Genomic DNA, 24015 nt, shown 5'->3' on the forward strand with positions numbered 1-24015 from the left:
GCCAATTGCGTACAAAAATAATTATTTACTCTTCATGGATAGGAAGAATTCGTCGTTAGTTTTGTGCGCTTTTAATTTGTCGGCAAGGAATTCTGTTGCTGCAATATCTTCCATGTCATTGAGGATTTTTCTGAGAATCCACATTCTTGATAATTCGCCTTCGCTCATTAGAAGATCTTCGCGGCGTGTTCCGGAGCGTCGAATATTAATGGCTGGGTAGATGCGTCGTTCTGCCATTTTTCGATCTAAGTGCAGCTCCATGTTGCCGGTGCCTTTAAATTCTTCGTAGATCACTTCATCCATTTTTGAGCCGGTATCGATCAGTGCGGTTGCAACAATTGAAAGGCTGCCACCTTCTTCGATGTTTCGCGCGGCGCCAAAAAAGCGCTTGGGCTTTTCGAGGGCGTGAGCATCGACACCGCCGGTTAGTACTTTGCCTGATGATGGAATAACGGTGTTATACGCACGTGCTAGTCGTGTGACGGAGTCCAGAAGGATTACGACATCTTTTTTATGTTCAACAAGGCGCTTTGCGCGCTCGATAACCATATCTGCAACTTGTACGTGTCGTGCTGGCGGCTCGTCAAAGGTTGAGGCTACCACTTCGCCGCGCACAGAGCGCTGCATCTCGGTAACTTCTTCGGGACGCTCATCAATGAGCAGCACAATAAGATGACACTCTGGATTGTTGCGGGTAATTGCCTGCGCTATGTTTTGCATCATGATTGTTTTGCCCGCTTTAGGGGGGGCGACAATTAGGCCGCGCTGACCCTTCCCAATTGGCGATACTAAATCGATAATGCGGCCAGTTAAATCTTCAGTTGAGCCGTTGCCAACTTCTAGGACCATTCGGTCTTGCGGGAAAAGTGGCGTTAAGTTTTCGAAAAGAATTTTGTTGCGAGAGTTTTCGGGTTTGTCGAAATTGATTTCGTTAACTTTTAATAGTGCAAAGTAGCGTTCGCCATCTTTTGGGGGGCGTATTTTGCCCGAAATGGTATCGCCGGTACGCAAGTTGAAGCGTCGAATTTGGCTGGGTGAGACATAAATGTCGTCCGGGCCTGCCAAGTAAGAGGATCCTGCAGATCGTAAAAAACCAAAGCCGTCTTGCAGTATCTCAAGCACCCCGTCGCCGTAAATGTCTTCGCCGCTTTTAGCGTGGCGCTTTAGTAAGTTAAAGATGACATCCTGCTTGCGTGAGCGCGCCAAACTTTCCATGCCTAAAGCGGCGGCCATCTCGATTAATTCTTCAATGGATTTTTTCTTTAGGTCGGTCAGGCTCATTTGAACGCCTGGCTCGCCTTTCTTTTGTGGGGCTTGTTTGGGGCGACCTTGGTGGCGCTGTCTCTGCGGTTTCGCTGGAGCTTGAGCTTGAGTCTCAGAGGTAGTGGCTTTTTTTTCAGTTTGATCGCTAGGTGGTGTATTGCAAGATTGCGGCATGATATGTGGTTTTTATCGTAGGGTTCGTTGATGCCTTAAACATAGACTCTGTTTTGGGGCAGCACAAACGTAGGGTTAATAAGAAGTGGGTATTTTTATTTGAGAAATTGAAGTTTCGTGTGAGATCTATCACGCAGCTACTGATGAATAATCAAAAAGGATTGTCTTCAGAGGTGGTATGCGAGACGCCTAGGATTGGCAGACATAGCGAGATGGCTTAATCTCAATGAACTTCAGTATAGCGGTAATTTGCGTAGTGTGCAAAAAAGAAAAGGCCCGCTTATGCAGGCCTCAACAATAATTTAGATTGCAGCATCAATAAAGGCTTTTAGTTGCGCCTTAGAAAGGGCACCAACTTTGGTGCTCTCGGCATTGCCGTTTTTAAAGATGGTTAGTGTTGGAATGCCGCGAATACCTAGCTTGGCGGAGGTTTCTTTATTCGCGTCTACATCCATTTTTCCAATTTTAATTTGGCCTGCGTACTCGCCTGCAAGCTCTTCAAGTACTGGAGCGATCATTTTACAGGGGCCGCACCAAGGTGCCCAGAAGTCAACCAGTACAGGACCTTCTGCTTGTTTAACTTCTTCTTCAAAGTTGGCATCGCTTAGGGTAACGATTGCATCGCTCATAGTTTTATCTCCGAGAATATGTGTACAAACCCGCGCAATCATAAGGAGTCGTATAGTGGCTGACAACCTTAATTTTGGCAGTAAGTTCTTTTCAGGGTTAATCGGGCCGAACAGTACGTATTATTTGTACGGAATGTAATACGAAATGACGGCAAATTCTACGTTTAAATCGGTGCTCGTGCAAACGCCCGAGCAAGATCGAATAGGGTCACGTCGTTTAAATAAGGGCTAATTACAATTTTCCAAGTCCAGAAAGCTGTTTTAGTAGCTCTGATTGTGCTGACGGGGTGTTAGGTTGCTGTTCAAGCAAATAGTTCCCGTCTGGCTGAAGCTGCCACCGTTGTTCTCCGTCATTAATGTAAAGCTTTAGTTCGTTAAGCACCCGCTCGACCATGCTGTCGTCTTCGATGGGGAAGCAAGTTTCAACACGGCGGTTAAGGTTGCGCTCCATTAAATCGGCGCTGGCACAGTAAACTCGACTTTTGGCGTTCGCAAAGTAATACACGCGAGTATGCTCTAGGAATCGCCCGATTACAGAAAAGACGCGAATGTTCTCACTGACCCCAGCAATACCTGTGCGCAACGAGCACATGCCTCGAATAATTAGGTCTATGGTCACGCCTGCGCGGGAGGCTTTGTACAGCGCTTGAATCACCTTTGGCTCAGTTAGGCCATTGCACTTAAGTATAATGTGCGCAGGTTTGCCTTCTTGCACAGCTTTGGCTTCATTGTCGATCATCTTGATCAATTGTCTTTTTAGGGTGAATGGCGCATAAATGATTTTATTCATGCGCTCGGTTTTGCCCATGCCTGTTAATTGCTGAAAGACTTTGTGCACATCCTCGCAAAGTTCCGGCTCTGCACTTAGGTACGAGTAATCGGTATAAAGGCGAGCATTGCCGCTGTGATAGTTGCCGGTACCTAAGTGGCAATAGCGTTTTAGCTCGCCGTTTTCACGCCGGACAATCAAGATCATTTTTGCATGGGTCTTGTAATCGACCACGCCGTAAACCACAACGGCGCCGGCTTCTTGCAGTCGGCTGGCCAGTTCTAAGTTTTCTTCCTCGTCAAAGCGAGCGCGAAGTTCAACAATAACGGTGACTTCCTTACCATTGCGCGCGGCTTCTAGTAGTGCATGCACAACGGCCGATTCATTGCCTGTTCTATATAGCGTTTGCTTGATCGCTGCCACCGCTGGATCTTTTGCGGCTTGCCGCAAAAGTTGAATAACAGGGGAAAACGACTGAAACGGGTGCAGCAATAGGAAGCTGCGTTTTGATATGGCGTCAAAAATATTATCTTTACGAGAGAGGCCTTTTGGGATGCTAGGAGTAAAAGGAGGAAAGAGAAGGTCTGCTCGACCAATAATCGAGGGCAGGCGCATGAGGCGTTTCAGGTTAACTGGACCATTAACGCGGTATAAGTGCTCTTCAGTTAAACCGACTTCTCGGAGCAATATATCAGTGAGCTCGGTTGGGCAGTTATCGGCCACTTCAAGTCTAACGGCAGTGCCAAAGCGGCGAGAATGAAGTTCGCCCTTTAAGGTGATGGCTAGGTCTGCAACGCCCTCCACATCAACGTCTAAGTCAGCATTGCGGGTGATACGGAATTGATAGCAGCCGTTCACTTTCATGCCGGGGAATAGTTTGTCTGCGTGCGCGTGAATCATGGATGAGAGGAAAACAAAGTCATGTCCGCTTTCGCTGATGTTATCTGGCAGTGAGATCATGCGTGGAAGTGAGCGTGGGGCTGGGAGTATCGCCAGCCCTAGCTCGCGACCAAAGGCATCTTTACCTTCTAGGTCGACAATAAAGTTCAAGCTTTTATTAACTAAGCGCGGGAATGGGTGCGCAGGGTCGAGGCCTATGGGGCTGACCAGCGGCAAAATTTCGCGGTTAACGTAATCTTCTATCCAGCACTCTTGTTCGCTTGTCCATTGGCTGCGGCGCAAAAAGCGGATGCCTTCGTCATGCAGCGCCGGAATGATCACCTCGTTAAGGATGCGATATTGCTCGTCAACTAAGGTGTGCACCGTTTGACTAATGCGATTAAGAAGCTCCGCCGTTTGCATTCCATCAGGGCCGATGACTTCTCGCTCAAAGAGTATGCGCTGCATTAAACCGGCAACACGTATTTCAAAAAACTCATCCATGTTGGATGCCGAAATAAGCAAGTATTTTAACCGCTCAAGTATCGGATGCGTCTCAACTAATGCTTGCGCTAAAACGCGTTGGTTGAATTGTAGGTTGCTTAATTCTCGGTTTATATAGTATTCGTGTTGGTCAAAGTTGGGCGTATCTTCTTGTGTGGGCGTTGATTTTTCGGTGGGTAGGTCGGAGTTCGTCATTGGGGTATCTTGCTTACCTGTTAATTGCACGTTTTATCGCATTTACTTATATCGTTTGAGCCTGATATGGGCAACGCTAGTGTTTGCAGTTATGGCTTAGCATTATAGGTGCCATTATGTGACAGTTGTGCGATTTGCCGCCTGGGTGTTAATTGGCTTAGTGTTTCTTGTAGCCTTGCGAGTGTTAGTGGCTTGCTTAAGTAAAGATCCATGCCACTATCTGAAACCCGCTGGCGATGCTCTGCCTCGGTGTGGGCGGTAAGAGCAATAATAATGTGCGGTGAAGCTTGATTGTTCACCTCCCACTCACGTATACGGCGGGTGGCTTCAAAGCCATCCATAATCGGCATTTCGCAATCCATCAATACGATGTTGAATATCTGCTTTTCGGTGAGTAGTCGCTTTAAAGCCACTTGACCATTTTCACATAATACGCAGTTAATCCCCAGTTTGTTCAGCATGCCCTCTATCACCATTTGATTCACAATATTATCTTCGGCAACCAGTGCTGATAAGTGTGAAAGCTGTATATCTGGTTTCAGCGAGTGCATGGAGGCTTCGTTTTTTGATGGGGGTTGGCGAATGGCATTTAGCAGGCTTTGTACCGAAAGCGGTGTGCTGATGGGGCAAACATCGGCCTTTTTTTGCCATTGCTCTATAGCCCTGGTTTGGTTGGCGGGGATGTATAGTTTTACGTTTTGGTTGGTAACAATAGTGGTAATGTCATTTTGATGTCCTTCTGAACCATCCCATAAGATTGGGTGCGCAAGGTGCTGTGCTCGTTGGGTGGGCAGGCTTTTATCTAACGGATGTACTTTGTGAGCCACTTGTTGTGCTATGCGCATAACCGCGCTATCGGTACAGGCTACAAAAATTTCGGGTAATTTATTTTGCTGTTGGTGTGCCGTGTTCTGCGCTGTGTCTATTGCTAATTGTACGGTAAACCAAAATGTCGACCCGTTGCCTTCTTGGCTCGTTGCGCCGATATCGCCGCCCATTAGGTGGGCGAGTTGTTTTGATATGGCTAAGCCAAGACCTGTGCCGCCATATTCCCGCGTAGTGGATGAGTCGGCTTGGCTGAAGGCTTCAAATAATGTTGAAGCTGTTTCTGACTTGATACCAATACCGGTATCACTCACGCTAAAGCGAAGCATGGGGTGTTCAGGCGCCGGCGCGCTAATTTCGACATCGATAGCAACCGAGCCTTCAGGCGTAAATTTGCAGGCATTGCCTATAAGGTTAACCAATATTTGCCGTAGCCGAGTTGCATCGCCGATAAAGTGGTTGGGTACGTCGTCGTGAATGCAGCTGTATAGCTTTAGGTTCGAGTATTTACCCGAGGCGTGGAATAGGGCTAGGCAATCGCCAATAACCGTATCTAATGCAAGAGGGTGTTCTTCTAACACCATTTTTCCGGCTTCGATTTTCGAATAATCTAAAATATCGTTAATAATTGCGAGCAGGGATTCGCCTGAGCGGTTAATGATATCCACTTGATTGATTTGGCTGCTGAGCAACGGCGTGCTTCGTAAAAGCTCTGTCATACCGATAATGCCATTCATGGGGGTTCTGATCTCGTGGCTCATGGTGGCAATAAATTGGCTTTTGGCGCGATTGGCAGCTTCGGCATCTAATTGCTGTTTACGCGAAATTAACTTTTCTTCTTTTTCCATCATCAATGCAAGTTCTATGGCTTGCCGTTGCTCTAACTCTTTGAGGACAGAAAGGCGGAGGTGCTCGAGGGCTTGGCAAACTTCGCTGAGTTCATCTCGGGTTCGCAGTCGTTGAATATCGAATAGGGGGTTTTGAATTTTATCGAGATTCATATTGCGCGCATGCCGAGCGATGATTTCGAGTGGCCGCACAATTTGTTGGCCTACCAGCCAAAACAATGTGCCAGCGATGGCAATGATACTGAAAATCTCAAGAAGCAAGTTACGGCTAAGGTTGTGCCATAAACGGCTGTAGAGCTGTTCGGCACTGTAGTGAGCGCTAAGCGTTACAATTGTGGCGGCCTTGTTGGGTATGTTGAAGCGATAAAGGCGGCTACTCACCCGTGCAGCCGGTGTTTTTTGGCTGGTGAAGACTGGTTTGCTTGAGTGCGTTTGCCAAGATATTTGCAGTTGAGATAGCGGTGGTGTTGCTGCCAGTTTGTCGAGCGTTTGTTGCAGTGCTTGTGGCTCGTTGTGGTGAATGGCGTCAATGAGTGCTTGGCTTTCTTGCTCTATCGTTGCATCCATTCGCTCGAACAGTTGGGTTCGCAGCGCAGAGTAGTCTGCTAGCGTTCTTATGGTAAGGGATAGTGCAGCTATGCTGATACCGCACAGCAGCACCAATATGGCGAGCTTGCGTGCGAGAGGTTGGTGTTGGTACGTTTGAAGTAACGTCACGATCCCGAAGCCCTGCCTGTTAATATTTGCCAGCGCGGTATACGCCGGCGCACTCTAGTTTAGAGTGTAGCAGTGCTTATGTTTGGTGGTCCTTTGAGGCTTAGGCTTCTTCGTTAAAGCGACTTAAAACCGTATTTAAAAAGCGAAAACCAAGTGTGGTAGGGCGGATGTGCTCCCCGGCTTCAATAAGGCCTTCTGTTTGCAATTGTTGAAGCTGTGGCATTACGGTAGCTAGCGGTAAGCCTGTGCGTTGTTCAAACAGTTGTGATTGGATACCCTGTGGTAGGCGTAGAGCGTTCATCATGAACTCAAGCGGCAGCCTTTGTGCCGGTACTACACTGCGCCCTACGGTTTTGGCTTTTTCAGCATTGAGATAATCCGCAGGCAAGCGGGTTTTTCGGTAGCGTTCTATGTGGCCGTCGGAAGTGGTTACTTTACCGTGGGCGCCAGCGCCAATACCGAGGTAGTCGCCAAATTGCCAATAATTCATGTTGTGTTTGGCATGCTGATTGTTTTTGGCGTAAGCCGAAACCTCGTACTGTTGGTAGCCATGTTCGGCTAATAAAACTTCCCCTTGGTCTTGAATGTCGGAAAGTGTGTCTTCATTAGGTAGCGCAGGAGGAGCGTTATAAAAAATGGTGTTGGGTTCGATGGTGAGTTGATACCAAGAAATATGCTCGGGTTGGAGTTCTATCGCAGTGGTTAAATCCAGCATTGCCTGGGCTTGGCTTTGGTTGGGAAGCCCGTGCATTAAATCGATGTTGATGTTATTAAAGCCTGCATCGCGAGCTTTGCGGAAAGCGTTTATGGCTTCTTCCTCTGAGTGTATACGGCCAAGGGCTTTGAGGTGCTGGGTATTGAATGTTTGTATGCCAATCGAGAGCCGATTAACGCCGGCATCACGTAAAGCGCCAAAATCAGTGTATTCAGTGGTGCCGGGGTTGGCTTCAAGCGTGATTTCAATGTCAGCGGTAAAGCCTAGGGATTCTTGCGCGGCATGAATAATTCTGCCGATAGCTTGTGGGCTGAAAAGGCTGGGGGTTCCGCCGCCAAAAAATATCGACGATAGTCGCCGGCCAGAGCCATACTTGGCCTCTTCTGTAAGGTCTGCAGTTAGGTGCTCTGTGTATTGCTGCTCTGGAATGGGCGATTGCGATACATGTGAGTTGAAATCGCAATATGGACACTTTTTAACACACCAAGGGATGTGGACATACAAGCTTAAGGGGATATCGGTGGTGTTGGCTGCGCGCATTAGGGTAAATCATAGTGGAATAAAGCGTTATCATACCCTGCCAAAGCGCGAATGGCTGCAGTGAGGGCAGCGCTTGCGCCCCATGTTTTTATTCTGGGCCAAATTTAAGCAGCAGCGCTTGCTCCAGCTGTTCTATTTGATCGCGCGCTTGGGGTGTAATGTCGGTAATTTCAAAGCCGGCTTCATAAAAGCTGGGGTTGATGCTGGCATCGGCCCGTCGAATAATGGCTGTGCAGCGTGCGAAGGTTTCTGGTGCAAATTCTTCAGGAAGCTCGATTTTTACATTAAAAACGGTTTGTGGTTGCAATGTTTGCTTTGTTAGTAGTAAAAAGCCACACACGTTAATATCTATAATATTGCCAAGCAGTTGTTCGCTATCGGCGTTTAGCACTTTTAAATAAAGCGCGAGGTTAGTGCGCTGAAGTAATCGGCGGTCGTTGATGTTCGACATAAGGCACCTGCTGTAGGTAGTGGTATACCCTTAAACACTAGTTTGCTTCATGTATAAATGCACGTTTTCATGGCGTGGTTGTTGAACCTATTAATCAGGAGATCCCATGGGGATAGTTAAATATTTTGCAGGGGTGGTCATTTTTGCGGCTTCAACCTCGGCATCTGCGGGCGCTTATATTGGTGTTGGGGCTGGCCAGTCGTCTATTGAGTATAACGAGCCAAGCGGGAGCATCAGCTTTGACCCGAAAGAGGTCGACCTTAGTGATAGCGACACAGGAATGAAAATATTTGGTGGCTACCGTTTTTCGTTAGCCGCCGTCGAGGCTGCTTATATCGACTTTGGTCGAATCGATGGCAATAGCGGTACTTACGTTGAAGTCGATGGTTTCAGTGGTTTTGGCCTGCTGCACTTGAGCCTTGGGCCGGCTAGCGTGTTCGGCAAGGTTGGCGGTTTTATGTGGCAAAGTGAAGCCTCTATCGAGAACGTTAAGGGTGAAGACGACGGTTACGATTTAGCTTATGGTATTGGCGTTATGGTGGGTTTGCTTGATATAGATGCTCGCCTTGAGTACGAATATTTTAACGTCGGTGAGTTTGAAGATGTTTCTATGGTATCTGTTGGTGTGAGCTATACCTTTTAATTGAATGCGTAGGCGTATTTGCTGTACGCCTAAAATGTGCCGCTAGCGATTTCGCTGGCGTGTTTTGGATAAGAATATGTGGCAATGGTTATCGCGCGCAGCCGTTTCGGATGAAACAGCCGATTGGCTCGCCGAGTGTTTTAGTTGGGCGATGCAGAATTTTGATGTAAAGCGTTTTAGGGAGTCTACGCCTTTAGTTCTGCCGACCAACGATTTTTTCCCCAAGAAAGTCGAAAGTATCGACGGTATGGCGCAATATGTTTTTGGCCAAGTGGTGGGTTATGGTGGCCTGCAAGGGTGGCCCTGGCGCTTGGTGCCGCCTTCGCAATTTGTAGCGATGCAACCCCCGTTGCTGGGTTTGAACCCCGCGGTGCGTGGCGATGACGATGTTCAAACGCTGGTGCCAGCGAGCGGGCCATTAGAGTTGCTAATGACTTATACGCCAGACCAAGTGGCAAAACCTCAAGACCTGGTAGCGACAATGGGGCATGGTGTTGCGCAGCATATGCTTTGGCAAAGCCAGCTTACGCCACCTGGTGGGCAAGAGTATTTTTTACAGGCGGCTGAAGTTTTGGCTGTTTTTATGGGCTTCGGGGTCATGGTGGCAAACTCAGCTTATAGCTTTAGGGGGAGTTGTGCTAAATGCTATAACCCTCGGGCAAATCGGCTGGCGAGCTTATCTGAGAGCGAGTGCGTCTATGCATTGGCGCTATTTTGTTATCTGCAAAACATAGATCGGCGCTTTGTGGCTAAGCATGTAAAGAAGTATTTAAAGCCTGCGCTAAAAAGCGCTTACCGGCAGATTGAGCGCCACCCTGGGACGCAGCACCTTCAGGCTTTAGCCGCTTGAGTTTCGGCGGCGTCTAAGCTGGCGTACAATACCGCTTTTTTAAGAGCAGGTAGCATGCGCAAGCGTTTGCTGGTTATTGATAATTACGACTCGTTTACTTATAACGTTGTTCGCTATCTTGAGGAGCTAGGGGCGTCGCCGCTAGTTGTTAAGAATGACGCTGCATCGTTAACTGAACTTGAAGCGCTAAAGCCTGCGGGCCTTGTGATTTCGCCAGGGCCTTGTACGCCGAACGATGCAGGCATTACGCTTAAGGCAATTGAGCACTTTTCTTTGCAAGTTCCCGTGTTGGGGGTTTGTTTGGGGCATCAGGCAATTGCTCAGGCTTTTGGTGCTAAGGTTGTTCGCGCTGATAAGGTAATGCACGGTAAAACCTCGTTAATTCGCCACGAAGGGGGCGCGTTATTTAAAGGCTTACCCTCGAGTTTCCTTGTTACTCGCTATCATTCGTTGGTTGTTGAGTCGGTGACTTTGCCAGAGTCTTTAAGGGTTGACGCTTGGGTTGATGCTTGCTCAGCGCCAGATATTATGGCCTTATCGCATCGAGAACTCCCTGTTTACGGGGTCCAGTTTCACCCAGAATCCGTATTGAGTGAGCACGGTCACGCGCTCCTTAAAAACTTTTTAACTTTTCACAATTTGGTTTAGACCATGATGGATATCAAAGTAGCAATAGCCCAGTTAATGGCAGGGCAGTCTTTAAGTCGCGAAGCCATGAGCGCAGTGATGACACAGATCATGACGGGTGAGGCGACCCAAGCACAAATCGGCGGCTTCTTAGTTGCGCTAACGATGAAGGGCGAAACCGTTGAAGAGATTACCGGTGCGGCGCAGGTTATGCGCCGATTAGCCGCCCCTGTTAATGTTAATGTCCCAATTATTGTAGATACCTGCGGAACTGGGGGCGATGGTGCAGGGCTATTTAATGTGTCTACCGCTGCAGCCTTTGTCGTGGCCGCAGCTGGCGGTTATGTTGCGAAGCACGGCAATCGTTCAATTACGAGCTCCACGGGCAGTGCTGATTTACTCGAGGCGGCGGGCGTTAATTTAAATATCGATGCCGAGCAGGTATCAAAGTGTGTCGAGAGTATTGGTGTTGGCTTTATGTTTGCCCCAGCGCATCACAGCGCAATGAAGCACGCTATTGGCCCGCGTAAAGAGCTAGGTTTGCGCACTATTTTTAACGTGTTAGGTCCTTTAACTAACCCCGCTGGCGCCAAGCGCCAAGTGCTTGGTGTATTTGATAAAACACTCTGCCGGCCCTTGGCTGAGGTACTGCAGGCCCTAGGTAGCGAGCATGTGATGGTTGTTAGCGCTGACGATGGTTTGGACGAGATTTCTTTAGCGGTGAACACGCATGTAGCTGAGCTAAAAGAAGGTGTTGTGAGTGAATATGAAATTTACCCAGGGGCATCTGGCATTGAACCCCAAAACCTTGATGGTTTAACCGTTAAAGATGCGCAAGAGTCGTTAGAGCTTGTGCGCGGCGTGCTCGGTAATGCCGGCGGTGAGCGCATTCAAAAAGCGAGTGATATGGTGGCGATTAATGCCGGTGCGGCTTTGTATGTGGCGGGTGTTGCTGATTCTTACTCAGAAGGTGTAGCGCTAGCGCAAGATACTTTGGCAACGGGGTTGGCGGGCGAAAAATTAAAAGAATTGGTCGAAATGACCGCGTGTTTCGAAGAGGCCTAAGTTAGTGACTGATACACCAACAATACTAAAAAAAATTATTGCGCGTAAACATGAAGAGGTATCTGAGGCTAAGTTGGCTCGATCCGAGGCTGCGTTATTGGCCGTTGCCGATGCTCAGCCGCCCGCGCGGGGCTTCGCCAATGCATTAATTCAGCGTATTGAAAATAAACAAAATGCCGTTATTGCAGAGATTAAAAAAGCTTCGCCGAGCAAGGGCGTTATCCGCGAAGATTTTAACCCCGAAGCCTTGGCACTAAGCTATGCCAAAGGCGGCGCCGCTTGTTTGTCAGTGTTGACGGACAAAGACTTCTTTCAGGGCAGTAATGCATTTATGCAGCAGGCCCGTGACGCGGTTGCGTTGCCAGTAATACGTAAAGACTTCATGGTCGATAGTTACCAGATTACCCAATCTCGCGCCTTGGGCGCGGATTGTGTGCTTTTAATTGTGGCCGCGCTAGAGCAGCAACAGCTTAACGATCTGCATCAACAGGCTATAGCGTTAGGGCTGGATGTGCTGATAGAAGTGCATAATGCGGCAGAGATGGAGCAGGCATTGATGCTGGATAATCCCTTGGTCGGCATTAATAACCGGAACCTGCACACATTTGACGTGTCACTCGATACAACATTCGAGTTGTTGGATATGGTGCCAAAAGGGCGGCATGTTATTACTGAAAGTGGCATCTTTACTGCTGCTGATGTTGCGGCTATGCGGGCCAAAGATATTTATGGCTTTCTTGTGGGGGAGTCATTTATGCGCGCGCCAGACCCTGGTGAAAAGCTTGCTGAGCTGTTTCGCGAGGCGGTGGTTTAACAATGAGGCAATAAAAAAGCCCCCTAGGTGTATGCCGAGGGGGCTTTTTTTATGACTGATGATTTAGTTCTAACGGGTACCGTAGACGACCATCGTTTTCCCTTTTACCGAGACTAAACCCTGAAGCTCCAAGGTTTTTAGTACTCGGCCAACCATTTCGCGAGAGCAGCCAACAATACGGCCTATTTCTTGGCGAGTGATTTTAATTTGCATGCCGTCAGGGTGAGTCATCGCGTCGGGTTCTTTGCAAAGATCCAGCAGTGTGCGGGCTACCCGACCGGTCACATCCAAAAAGGCGAGGTCGCCCACTTTTCGTGTGGTGGCGCGCAAGCGGTGGGCCATTTGAGCACTTAGCGAAAAGAAATACTCGGGGCTGGTTTGGCTTAGCTCCATAAATTTTGCATAGCTAATTTCGGCTATTTCGCATTCGGTCTTAGCGCGAACCCAAGCGCTGCGGGGGTCTTTGTCGTCGAACAACCCCATTTCACCAAAAAAGTCGCCATCATTGAGGTAGGCAACAATCATTTCGCGGCCTTCGTCGTCTTCAATAAGGACAGTAACCGAACCTTTAATAATGTAATACAGCGAATCACTATTGTCGCCAGCGTAAATTAAAGTACTTTTCGCTGGGTAACGACGACGATGGCAGTGCGCAAGAAACCCCTCGAGGTTATTTATATGTGGCGTATGTGGGATGGCAACCAAAACGACTTTCCTCATTAAGTAATCGGTGTCTGTGAATGTTTTACAAGACAAAGCTCATTAGCAGCTAAACAAGGTGAGTAAGCACCGTTCTCCTATATTACAACGTATTAAAAGAGAAAATCTAACCGGGTAAGTAACCCTACTCGTAAAACACCTTTGCGTAAACCGAATTGCAGCTCAATTGAAATTATAGACCCTGTTTGCAATGGGTGAATTGCTGCGCGCAGTATTATGCTTATTAGAGTATAGGTTGGCTATCGCAGGGGTGTCCATTTTGTTATAGACCACACAGTTTTTTACGCAAATTTAAAAGGCTCTGTGGTAGTCTTGCACGCCTTTCGCCTTGGGGCGGTTGAATATTAAGCGTTTGGAGTTATTTCTATGCAAGCTACGGTTAAATGGGTTGATGGCGCGATGTTTCTCGCGGAGTCCGGCAGTGGGCACACAGTATTGATGGACGGCCCCCCTGATCACGGCGGGCGAAATTTGGCCGTGCGGCCAATGGAAATGATCTTGATGGGCTTGGGCGGCTGCGCCTCCTTCGACATTGTTTCTATCTTGAAAAAATCGCGTCAAAAGGTCACTGATTGTCGTGTAGAGCTCAGCGCTGAGCGAGCAGAGGGTACGCCTTCGCCGTTTACTAAAATTCATTTGCACTTTGTTGTTACTGGCCAAGCGCTTAAGCCCTCGCAAGTTGAGCGTGCGGTGAACTTGTCTGCGACGAAGTATTGCTCTGCATCCATTATGCTAGAAGCTGCTGGTGTTGCCTTGAGTCATGACTTTGAAGTTGTGGAGTTTGAGCCTTAACAGCGATAAGACAGGCTTGTCATTACTTTGGCGACTTGACTCATTGCGGCTTTAACCGGTGCTGGGAATTTAACGCCTCCTGCCGTTAGTGCCATTTCCGCATGTTCGGCTTCGTCTTGTCGCATTTGAGTAATAATTGCTCTGGATTTATCATCGCTGCGGGGTAACGCTTTAAGGTGATTGTCTAGGTGTTTGCAAACTTGTTGCTCTGTGGCTGCAACAAACCCTAGGCTGAGTTTATCGCTGACTAAGCCGGCCCCTGCGCCCAAGCTAAAAGATAAACTGTACCAAAGCGCATTGAACCGGCTAGTAGTGGCGCCAAGCTCGTTGAGGCGCTCTTGGCACCAGGCGAGATGGTCTTCCTCTTCGATAGCTGCCATTTTCATGTCTTCTTTTACGCTGGGTAGCTTTGCTGTGAGTGCTTGCCCTTGGTACAGCGCTTGAGCGCAAACTTCGCCAGTATGATTGACGCGCATTAAGCCTGCGCTATGTATTTTCTCTGCGGCATTTAGGGTCGGCTCTGGTATTTTCTGTGCCGGATTTGGGCGCTGGCTGTTTGTTTTTTGACCAAGCAGCGTTTTTAATACGGTATCGCATTGGCTCACGGCGTTATCGAGGCAGGATAAATTGCGCAGTGATGCTTGGGCTTGATGATTTTTTTGCATAATTCACGATTTCCACCTATTGCTGTATCGGAGTTTAACCGATGGATAGTCAAGATTTACAGTTACTTTTGCACGGGACGGCCTCTTTATTGGTTGTCGAGACTTTTGATGAGCCCCGGGCTATCGAATTACTGATATCGTTTTTGAAGTCAGATCCGGCACCTTTATTCAAATGGACAGTGACTGACGGCATTCAAAGGGCGGGCCTTAGTTTAATGAGTGAGAGCGAAAATAAGTCGTTTGAACTGAGCGATGCCCTTAGCGAAATTAAGCGTCAAACAACACAGGGCATTTATGTTTTGTGCGATAGCCATGCGTTTTTAGATGATCCTAAAAATATTCGTCTAATCAAAGATATTTTGTTTAATAAAATCCCTGCCCACAAAATTATTTTACTCAGCCACGAATTGAATTTACCGGCTGAATTGGCTCGTTTGGCGGTAAAAATACCTTTAGCGGTACCTAACGAAGAAGAAATTCTTAATTTAATTCGTGAGGAAGCGGCGTTATGGGCTCAGAATAACGGCCGCAAGAAAATACAGGCTGATGCCCCAGCGTTAAATGCGCTAGTCAGTAGTTTACGGGGGTTGCCCCATATTGATGTGCGCCGCTTAGCCCGGGGTGCAATAGCCGATGATGGTGCAATTACCGAGAGCGACTTGCCGCAAGTTAACAAAGCGAAATTCGAACTCATGAATATGGATGGCGTTCTACATTTTGAGTACGACACTGCCAAGTTAAGTGAGGTCGCTGGACTCAATACGTTTAAAAAATGGCTGAACGAGCGCAGACCAGCATTTTTTGAAGACAATGATGATATTCCAAAGGGGGTATTGCTTTTAGGTGTACAAGGCGGCGGTAAAAGCCTAGCGGCCAAAGCTGTTGCTGGCGTTTGGGGTGTGCCTCTGCTGCGCTTGGATATGGCGCAGCTTTTTAATAAGTATATTGGCGAGACTGAGCGCAACTTGCGTCAAGCGCTCGCGCTTGCGGATACGCTTTCGCCTTGTGTCTTGTGGGTGGATGAGCTAGAAAAGGGCCTTGCCCAGAGCGATGCTGAAGGCGGTTTAAGCAAACGCATATTGGGAACGTTATTAACTTGGATGAGCGAGCGAAAAAGTCGCGTGTTTATGGTTGCTACTAGTAATAATATTCAGCAACTGCCGGCCGAGTTATTGCGTAAGGGGCGCTTCGATGAGATCTTTTTTGTTGATTTGCCCGTTCGTGCTGTGCGTGCACAAATTTTTAAAATTCATTTACAAAAGCGACAACTTAACCCTTCTAGTTTTGATTTGCAGCGTTTATCTGTTATTTCAGATGGCTTTACTGGTGCTGAGATAGAGCAAGCTGTTGTTTCGTCTATTTACAATGCGCGTGCGCGCAAGCGCGAAGTCGACTCTGAATTAATTTATGCGGCGATTCAACGCACGAGGCCATTATCAATCGTAATGGCTGAAGTCATGCAAAATCTACGCGCTTGGGCCAAAGAGCGTGCGGTTGGCGCCGATTAAGATGAATGCATTTAAACGACTTTACCAGCAACGCTTGCAATCGGCGCACAAGCCTTTTTTGGCTCGTGGCATTACTGTTAAACGTTGCACAGCTTGTTTGCTGGCTGAAACCTATTGCATTTGTCAGTACCTGCGTGCTTGTCCTGTCGATTTAAACTTTGATCTTGTGCTATTAATGCATCGCGATGAAATATTAAAGCCGACTAATACGGGGCGATTACTAGCAGAAGCATTTCCAAATAATTGTTTTGCTTTTGAGTGGTCTCGCTTAGAGCCTGATCAGGAGTTGATAAAAATTCTTGAATCGCCCAGCCGGCAATGCGCCATTATTTACCCTGCCAAGCAGATGCGTGAAAGCCTTTGCGTGTCTAGTTTAGATCTGTCGGGGCATTCAAATGTGGCTGGCTCGCAAACTAATAAGCGCCCAACATTTTTGTTGCTTGATGGTACTTGGCGCCAGGCTGCTCGAATGTTTAACCACAGCCAATGGTTAAAGTGCATTCCTACTTTAATGCTGCCTGAACCCGAACAGGGTAGTTATTCTGTGCGCAAATCGAACGATAGTGCTCGGTTATCGACAGCTGAGGCTGTTGTTCTGTTGCTGCAGCATTGTAAGCAGGTTAAATCGGCAGAACATCTGTCTCATATATTCACGGTGTTTAATCGTCATTGCAGTGCAACGCGAGCTTGTATAGATGTTGAGGTGACGTCATCGCATGAATATTTATTATCTACCGATTAAAAAGGTTTAAAGCATGATGTATCGCAATAACCCGCGAGCACTAAAAGGTCGAAAACAACAAAAAGCGACCCACCCCTTGGAGGGTCAAACATTTGTTGGTGTGGTCAAAGACGTGGCGCCTAATGGTTCAGCGGTTATCGAACATGCGTCGGGCGTTGCTGTTTTTGTGGCTGGCGCTTGGGTGGGTGAGACGGTACGGGTAAAAATAGATCAATTTAAAAAACGATATGCCGTTGGTACTTTGTTAGAAGTGATTAATGCTTGCGCTGAACGCGTGACGTCACCGTGCCAGCATTTTAATGCCGAGCCTAGTTGCGGTGGCTGTGCGTGGCAGTTTGTTGATTATGGCGCGCAGGTAGCAATCAAGCAGTTATGGGTGGAACGTCGGTTTGGGCGCTTTACTGATTGTATTGTCGCGCCTGTTAAGGGGAGTGAAGCTGTTTGGCATTATCGAAATCGTGCAGAGTTTAAATCAGACGGTAAAAAGGTGGGCTTTCTGGCAGCGCAGTCAAACTATTTGATTGATGTTATTTCTTGCCCTGTGCTTAATGAAAGCGTTGATAGTCATTTACAGCGATTGCGTGCAACGCTGCCGAATCAGGCGTGGCGTAGCCAGAATAAAAAGCATTCCAACATGACGTTGCTGGCTGTTGACGACGACCTAGAACTAGGAGTGGTTACCCCGAATACGCGAAGGCCATTTAAGCAGGCGAATGCTGGTCAGAATCAGGTGTTAAAGCAATGGTTGAGCGATGTGTTGGCCAATGACAACACAGGTGGTAAGGTTCTTGAGCTTTTTTGTGGTTCGGGTAATTTTACCAAAGCCCTTTGTGAAATGGGATACAAGGAAATTGTTGCAGCGGAAGTTGCAGAGGTGGCTGTGAAGGCTTTGTCTGAGCAAAAGCTCAATGGTGTTAGCGCTGTGCAGGCTAATTTATTTGATGCACAGGCTTTGAGTCAGCTATGTGAGCAGCACCTAGATGCAAAGACCTTGGTATTGGACCCGCCAAGGGACGGCTTAGTCTGCATTGAGCCGTTGTTAAAGCACCAAGGCATTGGGCGTATTGCTTATATTTCCTGTGATTTACACACCTGTGCTAACGATGTTGAGCAGTTTGTTTCTGCCGGTTATACCGTCGAAGCTATTCAGCCTGTCGATATGTTCCCCCATACGCCCCATGTTGAGTTGTGCGTTTTATTGCAGCGCAAAAACGAGGCAAGCAGTTAATGTTGGATAAGTATCTTTTTGCGCCGGAATTACATGCTCTGCCCCTCGAGTGCTCGGTTTCTAAGCGGCGAAAAACATTAGGCCTTAAGGTTTCTGCCGGACGAGTGTTGGTTTCTTATCCGGCAAGTGTCGCGCCAAGGGATGTTGTGCATTGGGTTAATAATAAACGGCACTGGATTTTGAAGCATTATGAGCCAGCTCCTGCTGAAGCGGTTCCAAGCGCTTATAAAGCGACTGATGTTATTTATTGGAATGGCAATTTTGAGTCAATAGAAACTTTGATTGGAAGGGAGCCTCTGCTGGATCGAAGTTTTTTAAGCTTATCGTTAACACTGCAAAAACAAGCGTTACTTAAACTTTGTGGTCAGGCCATCGAACCGGATTTAAGTAAGCGAGTTGAATCTTGGCGGCAAGTGCTTGGTTTGCATCCTCGTTCGATTAAATATAGGCCTTATAAAAGTCGCTGGGGAAGCTGTACCTGTAACGCCGAATTGGCCTTTAATACGCTGTTAATGATGGCCCCAGCCTGGGTGCGCGATTACGTCGTTATTCATGAGCTTTGCCATATTAAGCACTTAAACCATTCAAAATTATTTTGGGCCGAAGTGGCCCGAGCCTGTTCACATCAGCAGTTAGCTAAAGCCAAAGACTGGCTGCGTGTGAACGGTAATCAATTATTGTCTATTTATCGGTGATCAACAGTATGATTGTAAAACCTGAGTTTAAAGATAAGTCTATTCGCAGCTTTGTGATTCGCGGCGGACGTATGACGGAAGGGCAGCAAACGGCCTTTGAGCAATGGTGGCCAAAATATGGCCGTTCATTACATGATGGAGTAAAAGCAACTGCGGATATTTTTGCTGAGGGTAAGCCTGTTGTTGTGGAGGTTGGTTTTGGTATGGGGGACTCCTTGCTGGAAATGGCAAGTAAAGATCCAAGTACGCACTTTATCGGTATTGAGGTGCATCCACCTGGGGTCGGCCGCCTTATTAACGAGGCGGGTAAATTAGGTCTGGCCAACTTGTGGGTTTTTATGGCTGATGCCACGGATGTATTAAGCGATTGCTTTGAAGATGGAAGTATTTCTAGGTTGCAATTGTTTTTCCCCGACCCTTGGCATAAAAAGAAGCACAATAAGCGGCGCATTGTGCAGGCGCCCTTTGTAAATATTATCGCAGGAAAGCTCAAGCCTAGCGGCATTTTGCATATGGCGACAGACTGGGAGCCTTACGCCGAATACATGGTTGAAGTTTTGGCTGAAAGCCCGCGTTACCAGAATGTGGCTGGCGACAAAATATATGCTGCTGCGCCAGATTATCGCCCTAAAACCAAGTTTGAAAAACGCGGCGAGAAATTAGGGCATGGCGTATGGGACTTGCTCTATCAGACTCCCAGCTAATAACAGGGTGAAATATTTGTGACAATGTTAATTAAAAGTATTCATTAAGGATCCATTCAGGAAACATGGCCGTATAATTGCGGATCACTCTCTTTAGAGTTTGTGAGTGGTGTTATGTTGTTATCATTCTTGGGGTATTAGGAGAGAACGTTTGAAAAAGTTAAATGTATTGAAAAGCGCAGTGGCTGTTTTGTCATTGAGTGCTGTTGCGAGCGTAGCGACAGCCAGTGATTTTGAGTTGGGGGTTGGGGTTCCTTATTATGCTTTTGACAATGAACTAGAGCTTAAGGATAAGGCCGGAATTAACGTCTATGGCGGCTATCGCTTTGATAAGCCGTTTGGTATAGAGCTGTCTTATTCTCAGGTGTCGACAGAGGTTGAAGGCTTAGGCGCAGATGTGGACGTTGAAGATCTACGCTTAGACGGATTGTGGTACCTCACTGATGAGGGCGGAATATTACCCTATGCCGCTTTAGGTGTTGGCCTATTAAAGGCTGAGCAAGACGGCATTAGTTCTGATGATGACAGTGAAGAATCAGTTAATTTCGGCTTAGGCGTGAAAACCCACTTAGGTAAGCGTTTGCGCGCACGAATTGATGGCCGTTGGTTGCATGGGCTTGATTCTCATACCGACCACAGTGTTATTACGCTTGGCTTGGGTTATGTGTTTGGGGCTTCAGAAAAGGCGCCTAAAGTTATCGCCTCAGCTTTTGTCGATGCAGATAAAGATGGTGTCGAGGATGGCGTAGATCAGTGCTTAAGTACACCAGCCGGTGTTAATGTTGATGCTAAAGGCTGTGCGCTAGATACAGATCGTGACGGCGTTGCAGATCATTTAGATAACTGTGTGGATACCGATAGTAAGCACAAAGTTGATACTACAGGTTGCGCGGTAGTGTTGACTGAAGATGTCTCTATTGATTTAAAAGTTAAGTTTGCTAGCGGTAGCGATGTTGTCGATGCAGCTTATTTTAATGAAATTCGCGGTGTTGCCCGCTTTATGGAGCAATATGCTAATAGTGAGGTGGTTATTGAGGGACATACTGATACCAGCGGTTCAGCGACTTTCAATAAAAAATTGTCACAAAAACGTGCTAACGCTGTGGCAAGCTTGCTAACTGAACAGTACGGCATTGATGCAAGTCGTGTTAAAGCGGTGGGTTATGGTGAAGAACAGCCTCTCGTTGAGGAAAAAACACCAGCAGATCACGCAGCTAACCGTCGTGTAGTTGCAAAAGTGAGCGCTAAGAAAGAAGTTGTTGAAACTAAATAGCGTTGAGCTAGTCTAGCTAACAACATTCGTGGTTGCTGGTTCTAGTGTACTGTTTAAAGGCGTCGAAAGGCGCCTTTTTAATGCCTAAAAATAAGAGAGCTTATGGAAATTTGGCCATTTTGCGAAAGGTTTTACGGCCGCAAATCGGTTGCGACTTTGTGTTTACAGCTGCAAGACGAATATCAGCTGAATGTAGGGCTCATTATTTGGCTGTGTTGGCACCAGGCGCATAACCGTTTTGTTTCTCGCGAGCTATTCGAGCAAGCAAAAGTTTTAAGTGATGCTGTTTATGATCCCTTGATCTTGCCGTTGCGTTCTATTCGTAAACAGGTACTGACAGCTTCACTGTCTGAAGACAGGACAATTTATCAGTATGTGTTATCCGCAGAGATCTTAATGGAGAAATCCGTGCTGTTGTCACTTGATGAAAGTTTAACGCCGCAAGTTGAAAAGATGCACGGTGGGACTGTGTTTGGCTTGTTGGATTATTTCTCGCTTTGGGAGGTGCAAAATGCTGAGCAAAGTGCTCGTTTTTTGTACGCCAACGCTTTGTCTAGCTTCAACGAATAGATTGAATCACGATTTTTAGAGTTTAGGGGTTGGCAGGGGGCAGGTCTTATGGGGTAAGATGCTGCGCTCTTATAGATTTGGCGTGTTGCCAGTACGTATTTGTTAATAAAAAAACAGGATTGATTTATGAAAACATTGTTTTCTCGCAAGCATACCTTTCTTGCAGCAGCGGTAACGGCTGCGTTAATGACTACTGGCTGTAACAAGCCAGCCGAGAAAGCCGTAGCGCCAGCTGCAGCACAGACAGAGTTGACCTCTCTTGAGCAAAAGGTGACTTACATTGTGGGTTACCGTATGGCTAAGCAGGCGCAACAAGGTGAATTTGCGCTTGATAAAGGCGTAATGGGTATGGCCATTCAAGATGTTGCCGATGAAAAAGAGCCTCGTATTGCTCAAGAAGATCAGCAAAAAATAATGATGGAATTCCAAACCCAGCAAGAAGCGAAGCGCAAAGCTGAGACCGACAAGGCCTCTGCAGAGAACCTAGCTAAAGGCAAGGCGTTCTTAGAAGAAAACGCGAAGAAAGACGGCGTTAAAACTACTGAATCTGGCTTACAGTACAAGGTGATCACCGCTGTTGAAGATGCAGCATCACCGAAAGCTGAAGATACCGTTAAAGTTCACTACCATGGCACTTTGATTGACGGCACAGTATTTGATAGCTCGGTTGATCGTGGCCAACCAGTTACTTTCCCCGTATCTGGCGTTATTCAAGGTTGGGTTGAAGGTTTGCAGTTAATGAAGCTGGGTGAAAAATACGAGCTTTATATCCCTGCTGAGTTAGCTTATGGCGAAAATGGCACTGGCCCTATTGGTCCAAATGCCGCCTTGATTTTTGAAGTGGAATTAATTGAAATTAACCCTGAAGCACCAGCGGGACATCCGCATGGCGGGGGCGACGGTCACGGTCACTAAGTGGCCTGACTTAAAAAAGCCCCGACTTGATCGGGGCTTTTTTTTGCTTGCAGTTCTGTTTTAAGTGCTTGTATAAATAATGCACAAATGACTTAGTTCAGGCTATCCAGTACCATTACGGCCTTGTGCCTCTACAAGAATATGACGGTTATGCCACAGTCTTATATAAAGCGCATTTTGGATGCGCGCATTTATGATTTAGCGGTTGAGACACCGCTTGATAGCGTTCCTTTAATCTCAGAAAAAACGGCCAATCAAGTTTATTTAAAACGCGAAGATCTACAGCCGGTTTTCTCTTTTAAGCTACGCGGAGCGTACAACAAACTATTGCAATTGCCTGCGGATGTTCGGTCAAGAGGTGTAATTGCAGCCTCGGCAGGTAACCATGCTCAAGGCTTAGCCTATTCGGCACGGCACCTGAAGGTTCCCGCTACAATTGTGATGCCAGAAACAACACCCGCGATTAAAGTAAATGCAGTTAAGCGCCATGGTGCAAACGTTGTTTTACATGGTGATACTTATGATGAAGCGTCAAAGTATGCCAAGAAGCTCGTTGAAGAGCAGGGCTTAACCTATATTGCCCCTTATGATGATCCCGATGTTATTGCAGGACAGGGAACGGTTGCTGTTGAATTATTAAGGCAGCATACCTCGGCCATTCATGCGGTTTTTATTCCTGTGGGCGGTGGCGGATTGTGTGCTGGTATGGCAGCTTACATCAAGTATGTTCGGCCTGAAATTAAAGTTTTTGCCGTAGAACCGGAGGACGCGGCCTGCTTAAAAGCCGCTATGGAGCACAAATCGCGTGTTGTTTTGCCCCAAGTCGGTATTTTTGCTGACGGTGTTGCGGTTGCTCAGATTGGTGAAGAAAATTATCGAGTATTGAAAGACACTATAGATGGTGTTATTACCGTATCAACAGATGAAATATGTGCCGCAATTAAGGATATATTTGAAGATACGCGCTCAATTGCGGAGCCTGCAGGTGCCTGCTCACTTGCGGGCCTAAAAAAATATGTAGAGCAAACGGGTTGTGCTGATCAAACCTTAATGGCCGTGCACAGTGGCGCCAATACTAATTTTGATCGCTTGCGTTATATTTCTGAGCGTACTGAAATTGGCGAGCGTCGCGAGGCAATTTTGGCGGTTAGTATTCCTGAAAAACCGGGCGCTTATTTAGCTTTTTGTGAATTGCTCGGTAAGCGCAATATCACAGAATTCAATTACCGCTACGCTGAAGGCAAACAGGCTAAAATTTTTGTGGGTTTGCAAATTGGGCCGGAAAGCGCCGATAAGCAGGCACTGCTTTCGAGTCTCGAAAATAATGGTTATAGCGTTATTGATATGACGGATAACGAAATGGCGAAGCTACATATTCGCCATATGGTCGGTGGTCATGCTCCTGCTAGCTTAGCGAATGAGGTTGTGTATCGGTTTGAATTCCCTGAGCGGCCCGGGGCGTTGCTTAAATTCTTAACGGTATTGGCTGATCGCTGGAATATCTCGCTTTTTCACTATCGCAATCACGGCGCAGCTTATGGTCGTGTGCTTATTGGGCTGCAAGTGGATCCGCAGCAACGAAAAGCTGTTGAGGCACATTTACAGGCTTTAAATTACCCTTTCTGGGATGAAAGCGATAATGCGGCCTACCAAAACTTCCTAGCTGCATTAGATAGCTAATTCAACATTATGGGC

23 protein-coding genes are annotated in these 24015 nt (G+C 47.2%); 15 read left to right on the forward strand and 8 right to left on the reverse strand.

Features of this window, described 5'->3' with window-relative positions; all coding sequences use genetic code 11:
- Positions 1-21 precede the first annotated feature (21 nt).
- The 6 genes from rho to MARGE09_RS13950 all read right to left on the reverse strand — a co-directional run bounded on the left by rho (position 22) and on the right by MARGE09_RS13950 (position 8509).
- Positions 22-1281: a transcription termination factor Rho gene (rho, locus tag MARGE09_RS13925; protein WP_236982826.1), complete on the reverse strand. Its 1260-nt coding sequence runs from the start codon at positions 1279-1281 to the stop codon at positions 22-24.
- 458 nt (positions 1282-1739) lie between these two features.
- Positions 1740-2066 carry a thioredoxin TrxA gene (gene trxA, locus MARGE09_RS13930; protein WP_236982828.1) on the reverse strand — a complete coding sequence of 109 codons (327 nt, stop codon included), beginning with the start codon at positions 2064-2066 and terminating at the stop codon, positions 1740-1742.
- A 232-nt stretch (positions 2067-2298) separates the two neighbouring features.
- Positions 2299-4413 carry a polyphosphate kinase 1 gene (gene ppk1 / locus MARGE09_RS13935; protein WP_236982830.1) on the reverse strand — a complete coding sequence of 705 codons (2115 nt, stop codon included), beginning with the start codon at positions 4411-4413 and terminating at the stop codon, positions 2299-2301.
- A gap of 89 nt (positions 4414-4502) precedes the next feature.
- Positions 4503-6803: an ATP-binding protein gene (locus tag MARGE09_RS13940; protein WP_236982832.1), complete on the reverse strand. Its 2301-nt coding sequence runs from the start codon at positions 6801-6803 to the stop codon at positions 4503-4505.
- Between the two features lie 100 nt (positions 6804-6903).
- A complete protein-coding gene (gene hemW, locus MARGE09_RS13945; RefSeq protein ID WP_236982834.1) occupies positions 6904-8058 on the reverse strand; it encodes a radical SAM family heme chaperone HemW in 1155 nt (384 codons plus the stop codon).
- A gap of 88 nt (positions 8059-8146) precedes the next feature.
- Positions 8147-8509, reverse strand: a complete 363-nt coding sequence (locus MARGE09_RS13950; RefSeq protein ID WP_236982836.1) for a PilZ domain-containing protein — start codon at positions 8507-8509, stop codon at positions 8147-8149.
- Positions 8510-8615: 106 nt separating this feature from the next.
- Here MARGE09_RS13950 and MARGE09_RS13955 point away from each other — a divergent pair, with 106 nt between their 5' ends.
- The 5 genes from MARGE09_RS13955 to trpC all read left to right on the forward strand — a co-directional run bounded on the left by MARGE09_RS13955 (position 8616) and on the right by trpC (position 12508).
- Positions 8616-9152 carry an outer membrane beta-barrel protein gene (locus MARGE09_RS13955; protein WP_236982838.1) on the forward strand — a complete coding sequence of 179 codons (537 nt, stop codon included), beginning with the start codon at positions 8616-8618 and terminating at the stop codon, positions 9150-9152.
- A gap of 76 nt (positions 9153-9228) precedes the next feature.
- Positions 9229-10002 (forward strand): hypothetical protein, encoded by a 774-nt coding sequence (locus tag MARGE09_RS13960; protein WP_236982840.1) that lies wholly within the window; start codon positions 9229-9231, stop codon positions 10000-10002.
- Between the two features lie 54 nt (positions 10003-10056).
- Positions 10057-10650, forward strand: coding sequence for an anthranilate synthase component II (locus tag MARGE09_RS13965; RefSeq protein WP_236982842.1), 594 nt, complete (start codon positions 10057-10059; stop codon positions 10648-10650).
- A gap of 6 nt (positions 10651-10656) precedes the next feature.
- Positions 10657-11694 carry an anthranilate phosphoribosyltransferase gene (gene trpD, locus MARGE09_RS13970; protein ID WP_236987374.1) on the forward strand — a complete coding sequence of 346 codons (1038 nt, stop codon included), beginning with the start codon at positions 10657-10659 and terminating at the stop codon, positions 11692-11694.
- A 4-nt stretch (positions 11695-11698) separates the two neighbouring features.
- Positions 11699-12508 carry an indole-3-glycerol phosphate synthase TrpC gene (gene trpC / locus MARGE09_RS13975; protein WP_236982844.1) on the forward strand — a complete coding sequence of 270 codons (810 nt, stop codon included), beginning with the start codon at positions 11699-11701 and terminating at the stop codon, positions 12506-12508.
- Positions 12509-12577: 69 nt separating this feature from the next.
- On the opposite strand, the gene crp is transcribed toward trpC, so the two are convergent.
- Positions 12578-13213, reverse strand: a complete 636-nt coding sequence (gene crp / locus MARGE09_RS13980) for a cAMP-activated global transcriptional regulator CRP (RefSeq protein WP_236982851.1) — start codon at positions 13211-13213, stop codon at positions 12578-12580.
- Between the two features lie 381 nt (positions 13214-13594).
- Between crp and MARGE09_RS13985 the strand changes: the two genes are divergently transcribed.
- Positions 13595-14020, forward strand: coding sequence for an OsmC family protein (locus MARGE09_RS13985; protein WP_236982853.1), 426 nt, complete (start codon positions 13595-13597; stop codon positions 14018-14020).
- Here MARGE09_RS13985 and coq7 read toward each other — a convergent pair.
- Positions 14017-14685 carry a 2-polyprenyl-3-methyl-6-methoxy-1,4-benzoquinone monooxygenase gene (coq7, locus tag MARGE09_RS13990; RefSeq protein ID WP_236982855.1) on the reverse strand — a complete coding sequence of 223 codons (669 nt, stop codon included), beginning with the start codon at positions 14683-14685 and terminating at the stop codon, positions 14017-14019. The genes MARGE09_RS13985 and coq7 overlap by 4 nt on opposite strands.
- Before the next feature lie 41 nt (positions 14686-14726).
- Between coq7 and MARGE09_RS13995 the strand changes: the two genes are divergently transcribed.
- From MARGE09_RS13995 to ilvA, 9 genes are all read left to right on the forward strand, one after another.
- Positions 14727-16193: an AAA family ATPase gene (locus MARGE09_RS13995; RefSeq protein WP_236982857.1), complete on the forward strand. Its 1467-nt coding sequence runs from the start codon at positions 14727-14729 to the stop codon at positions 16191-16193.
- Between the two features lies 1 nt (position 16194).
- Complete coding sequence (locus MARGE09_RS14000) at positions 16195-16935, forward strand: tRNA-uridine aminocarboxypropyltransferase (RefSeq protein WP_236982858.1); 741 nt, start codon at positions 16195-16197, stop codon at positions 16933-16935.
- A 13-nt stretch (positions 16936-16948) separates the two neighbouring features.
- On the forward strand, positions 16949-18163 hold the full coding sequence (locus tag MARGE09_RS14005) for a class I SAM-dependent RNA methyltransferase (RefSeq protein ID WP_236982859.1): 1215 nt from the start codon (positions 16949-16951) through the stop codon (positions 18161-18163).
- Positions 18163-18858 carry a M48 family metallopeptidase gene (locus MARGE09_RS14010; protein ID WP_236982860.1) on the forward strand — a complete coding sequence of 232 codons (696 nt, stop codon included), beginning with the start codon at positions 18163-18165 and terminating at the stop codon, positions 18856-18858. Before MARGE09_RS14005 ends, MARGE09_RS14010 begins: the two co-directional genes overlap by 1 nt.
- An 8-nt stretch (positions 18859-18866) precedes the next feature.
- The gene (gene trmB / locus MARGE09_RS14015; protein WP_236982861.1) at positions 18867-19562 is read left to right on the forward strand and encodes a tRNA (guanosine(46)-N7)-methyltransferase TrmB; all 696 of its coding nucleotides are present in this window, start codon (positions 18867-18869) and stop codon (positions 19560-19562) included.
- Positions 19563-19713: 151 nt separating this feature from the next.
- On the forward strand, positions 19714-20835 hold the full coding sequence (locus MARGE09_RS14020) for an OmpA family protein (protein WP_236982862.1): 1122 nt from the start codon (positions 19714-19716) through the stop codon (positions 20833-20835).
- Between the two features lie 102 nt (positions 20836-20937).
- Positions 20938-21405 (forward strand): TIGR02444 family protein, encoded by a 468-nt coding sequence (locus tag MARGE09_RS14025; RefSeq protein WP_236982863.1) that lies wholly within the window; start codon positions 20938-20940, stop codon positions 21403-21405.
- A gap of 126 nt (positions 21406-21531) precedes the next feature.
- The gene (locus MARGE09_RS14030) at positions 21532-22320 is read left to right on the forward strand and encodes a BamJ family beta-barrel-assembly machinery protein (protein ID WP_236982865.1); all 789 of its coding nucleotides are present in this window, start codon (positions 21532-21534) and stop codon (positions 22318-22320) included.
- A gap of 150 nt (positions 22321-22470) precedes the next feature.
- Positions 22471-24000 (forward strand): threonine ammonia-lyase, biosynthetic, encoded by a 1530-nt coding sequence (gene ilvA / locus MARGE09_RS14035; RefSeq protein ID WP_236982867.1) that lies wholly within the window; start codon positions 22471-22473, stop codon positions 23998-24000.
- Positions 24001-24015 lie beyond the last annotated feature (15 nt).

It is taken from the genome of Marinagarivorans cellulosilyticus (genome assembly GCF_021655555.1).
Classification (GTDB): Bacteria; Pseudomonadota; Gammaproteobacteria; order Pseudomonadales; family Cellvibrionaceae; genus Marinagarivorans; species Marinagarivorans cellulosilyticus.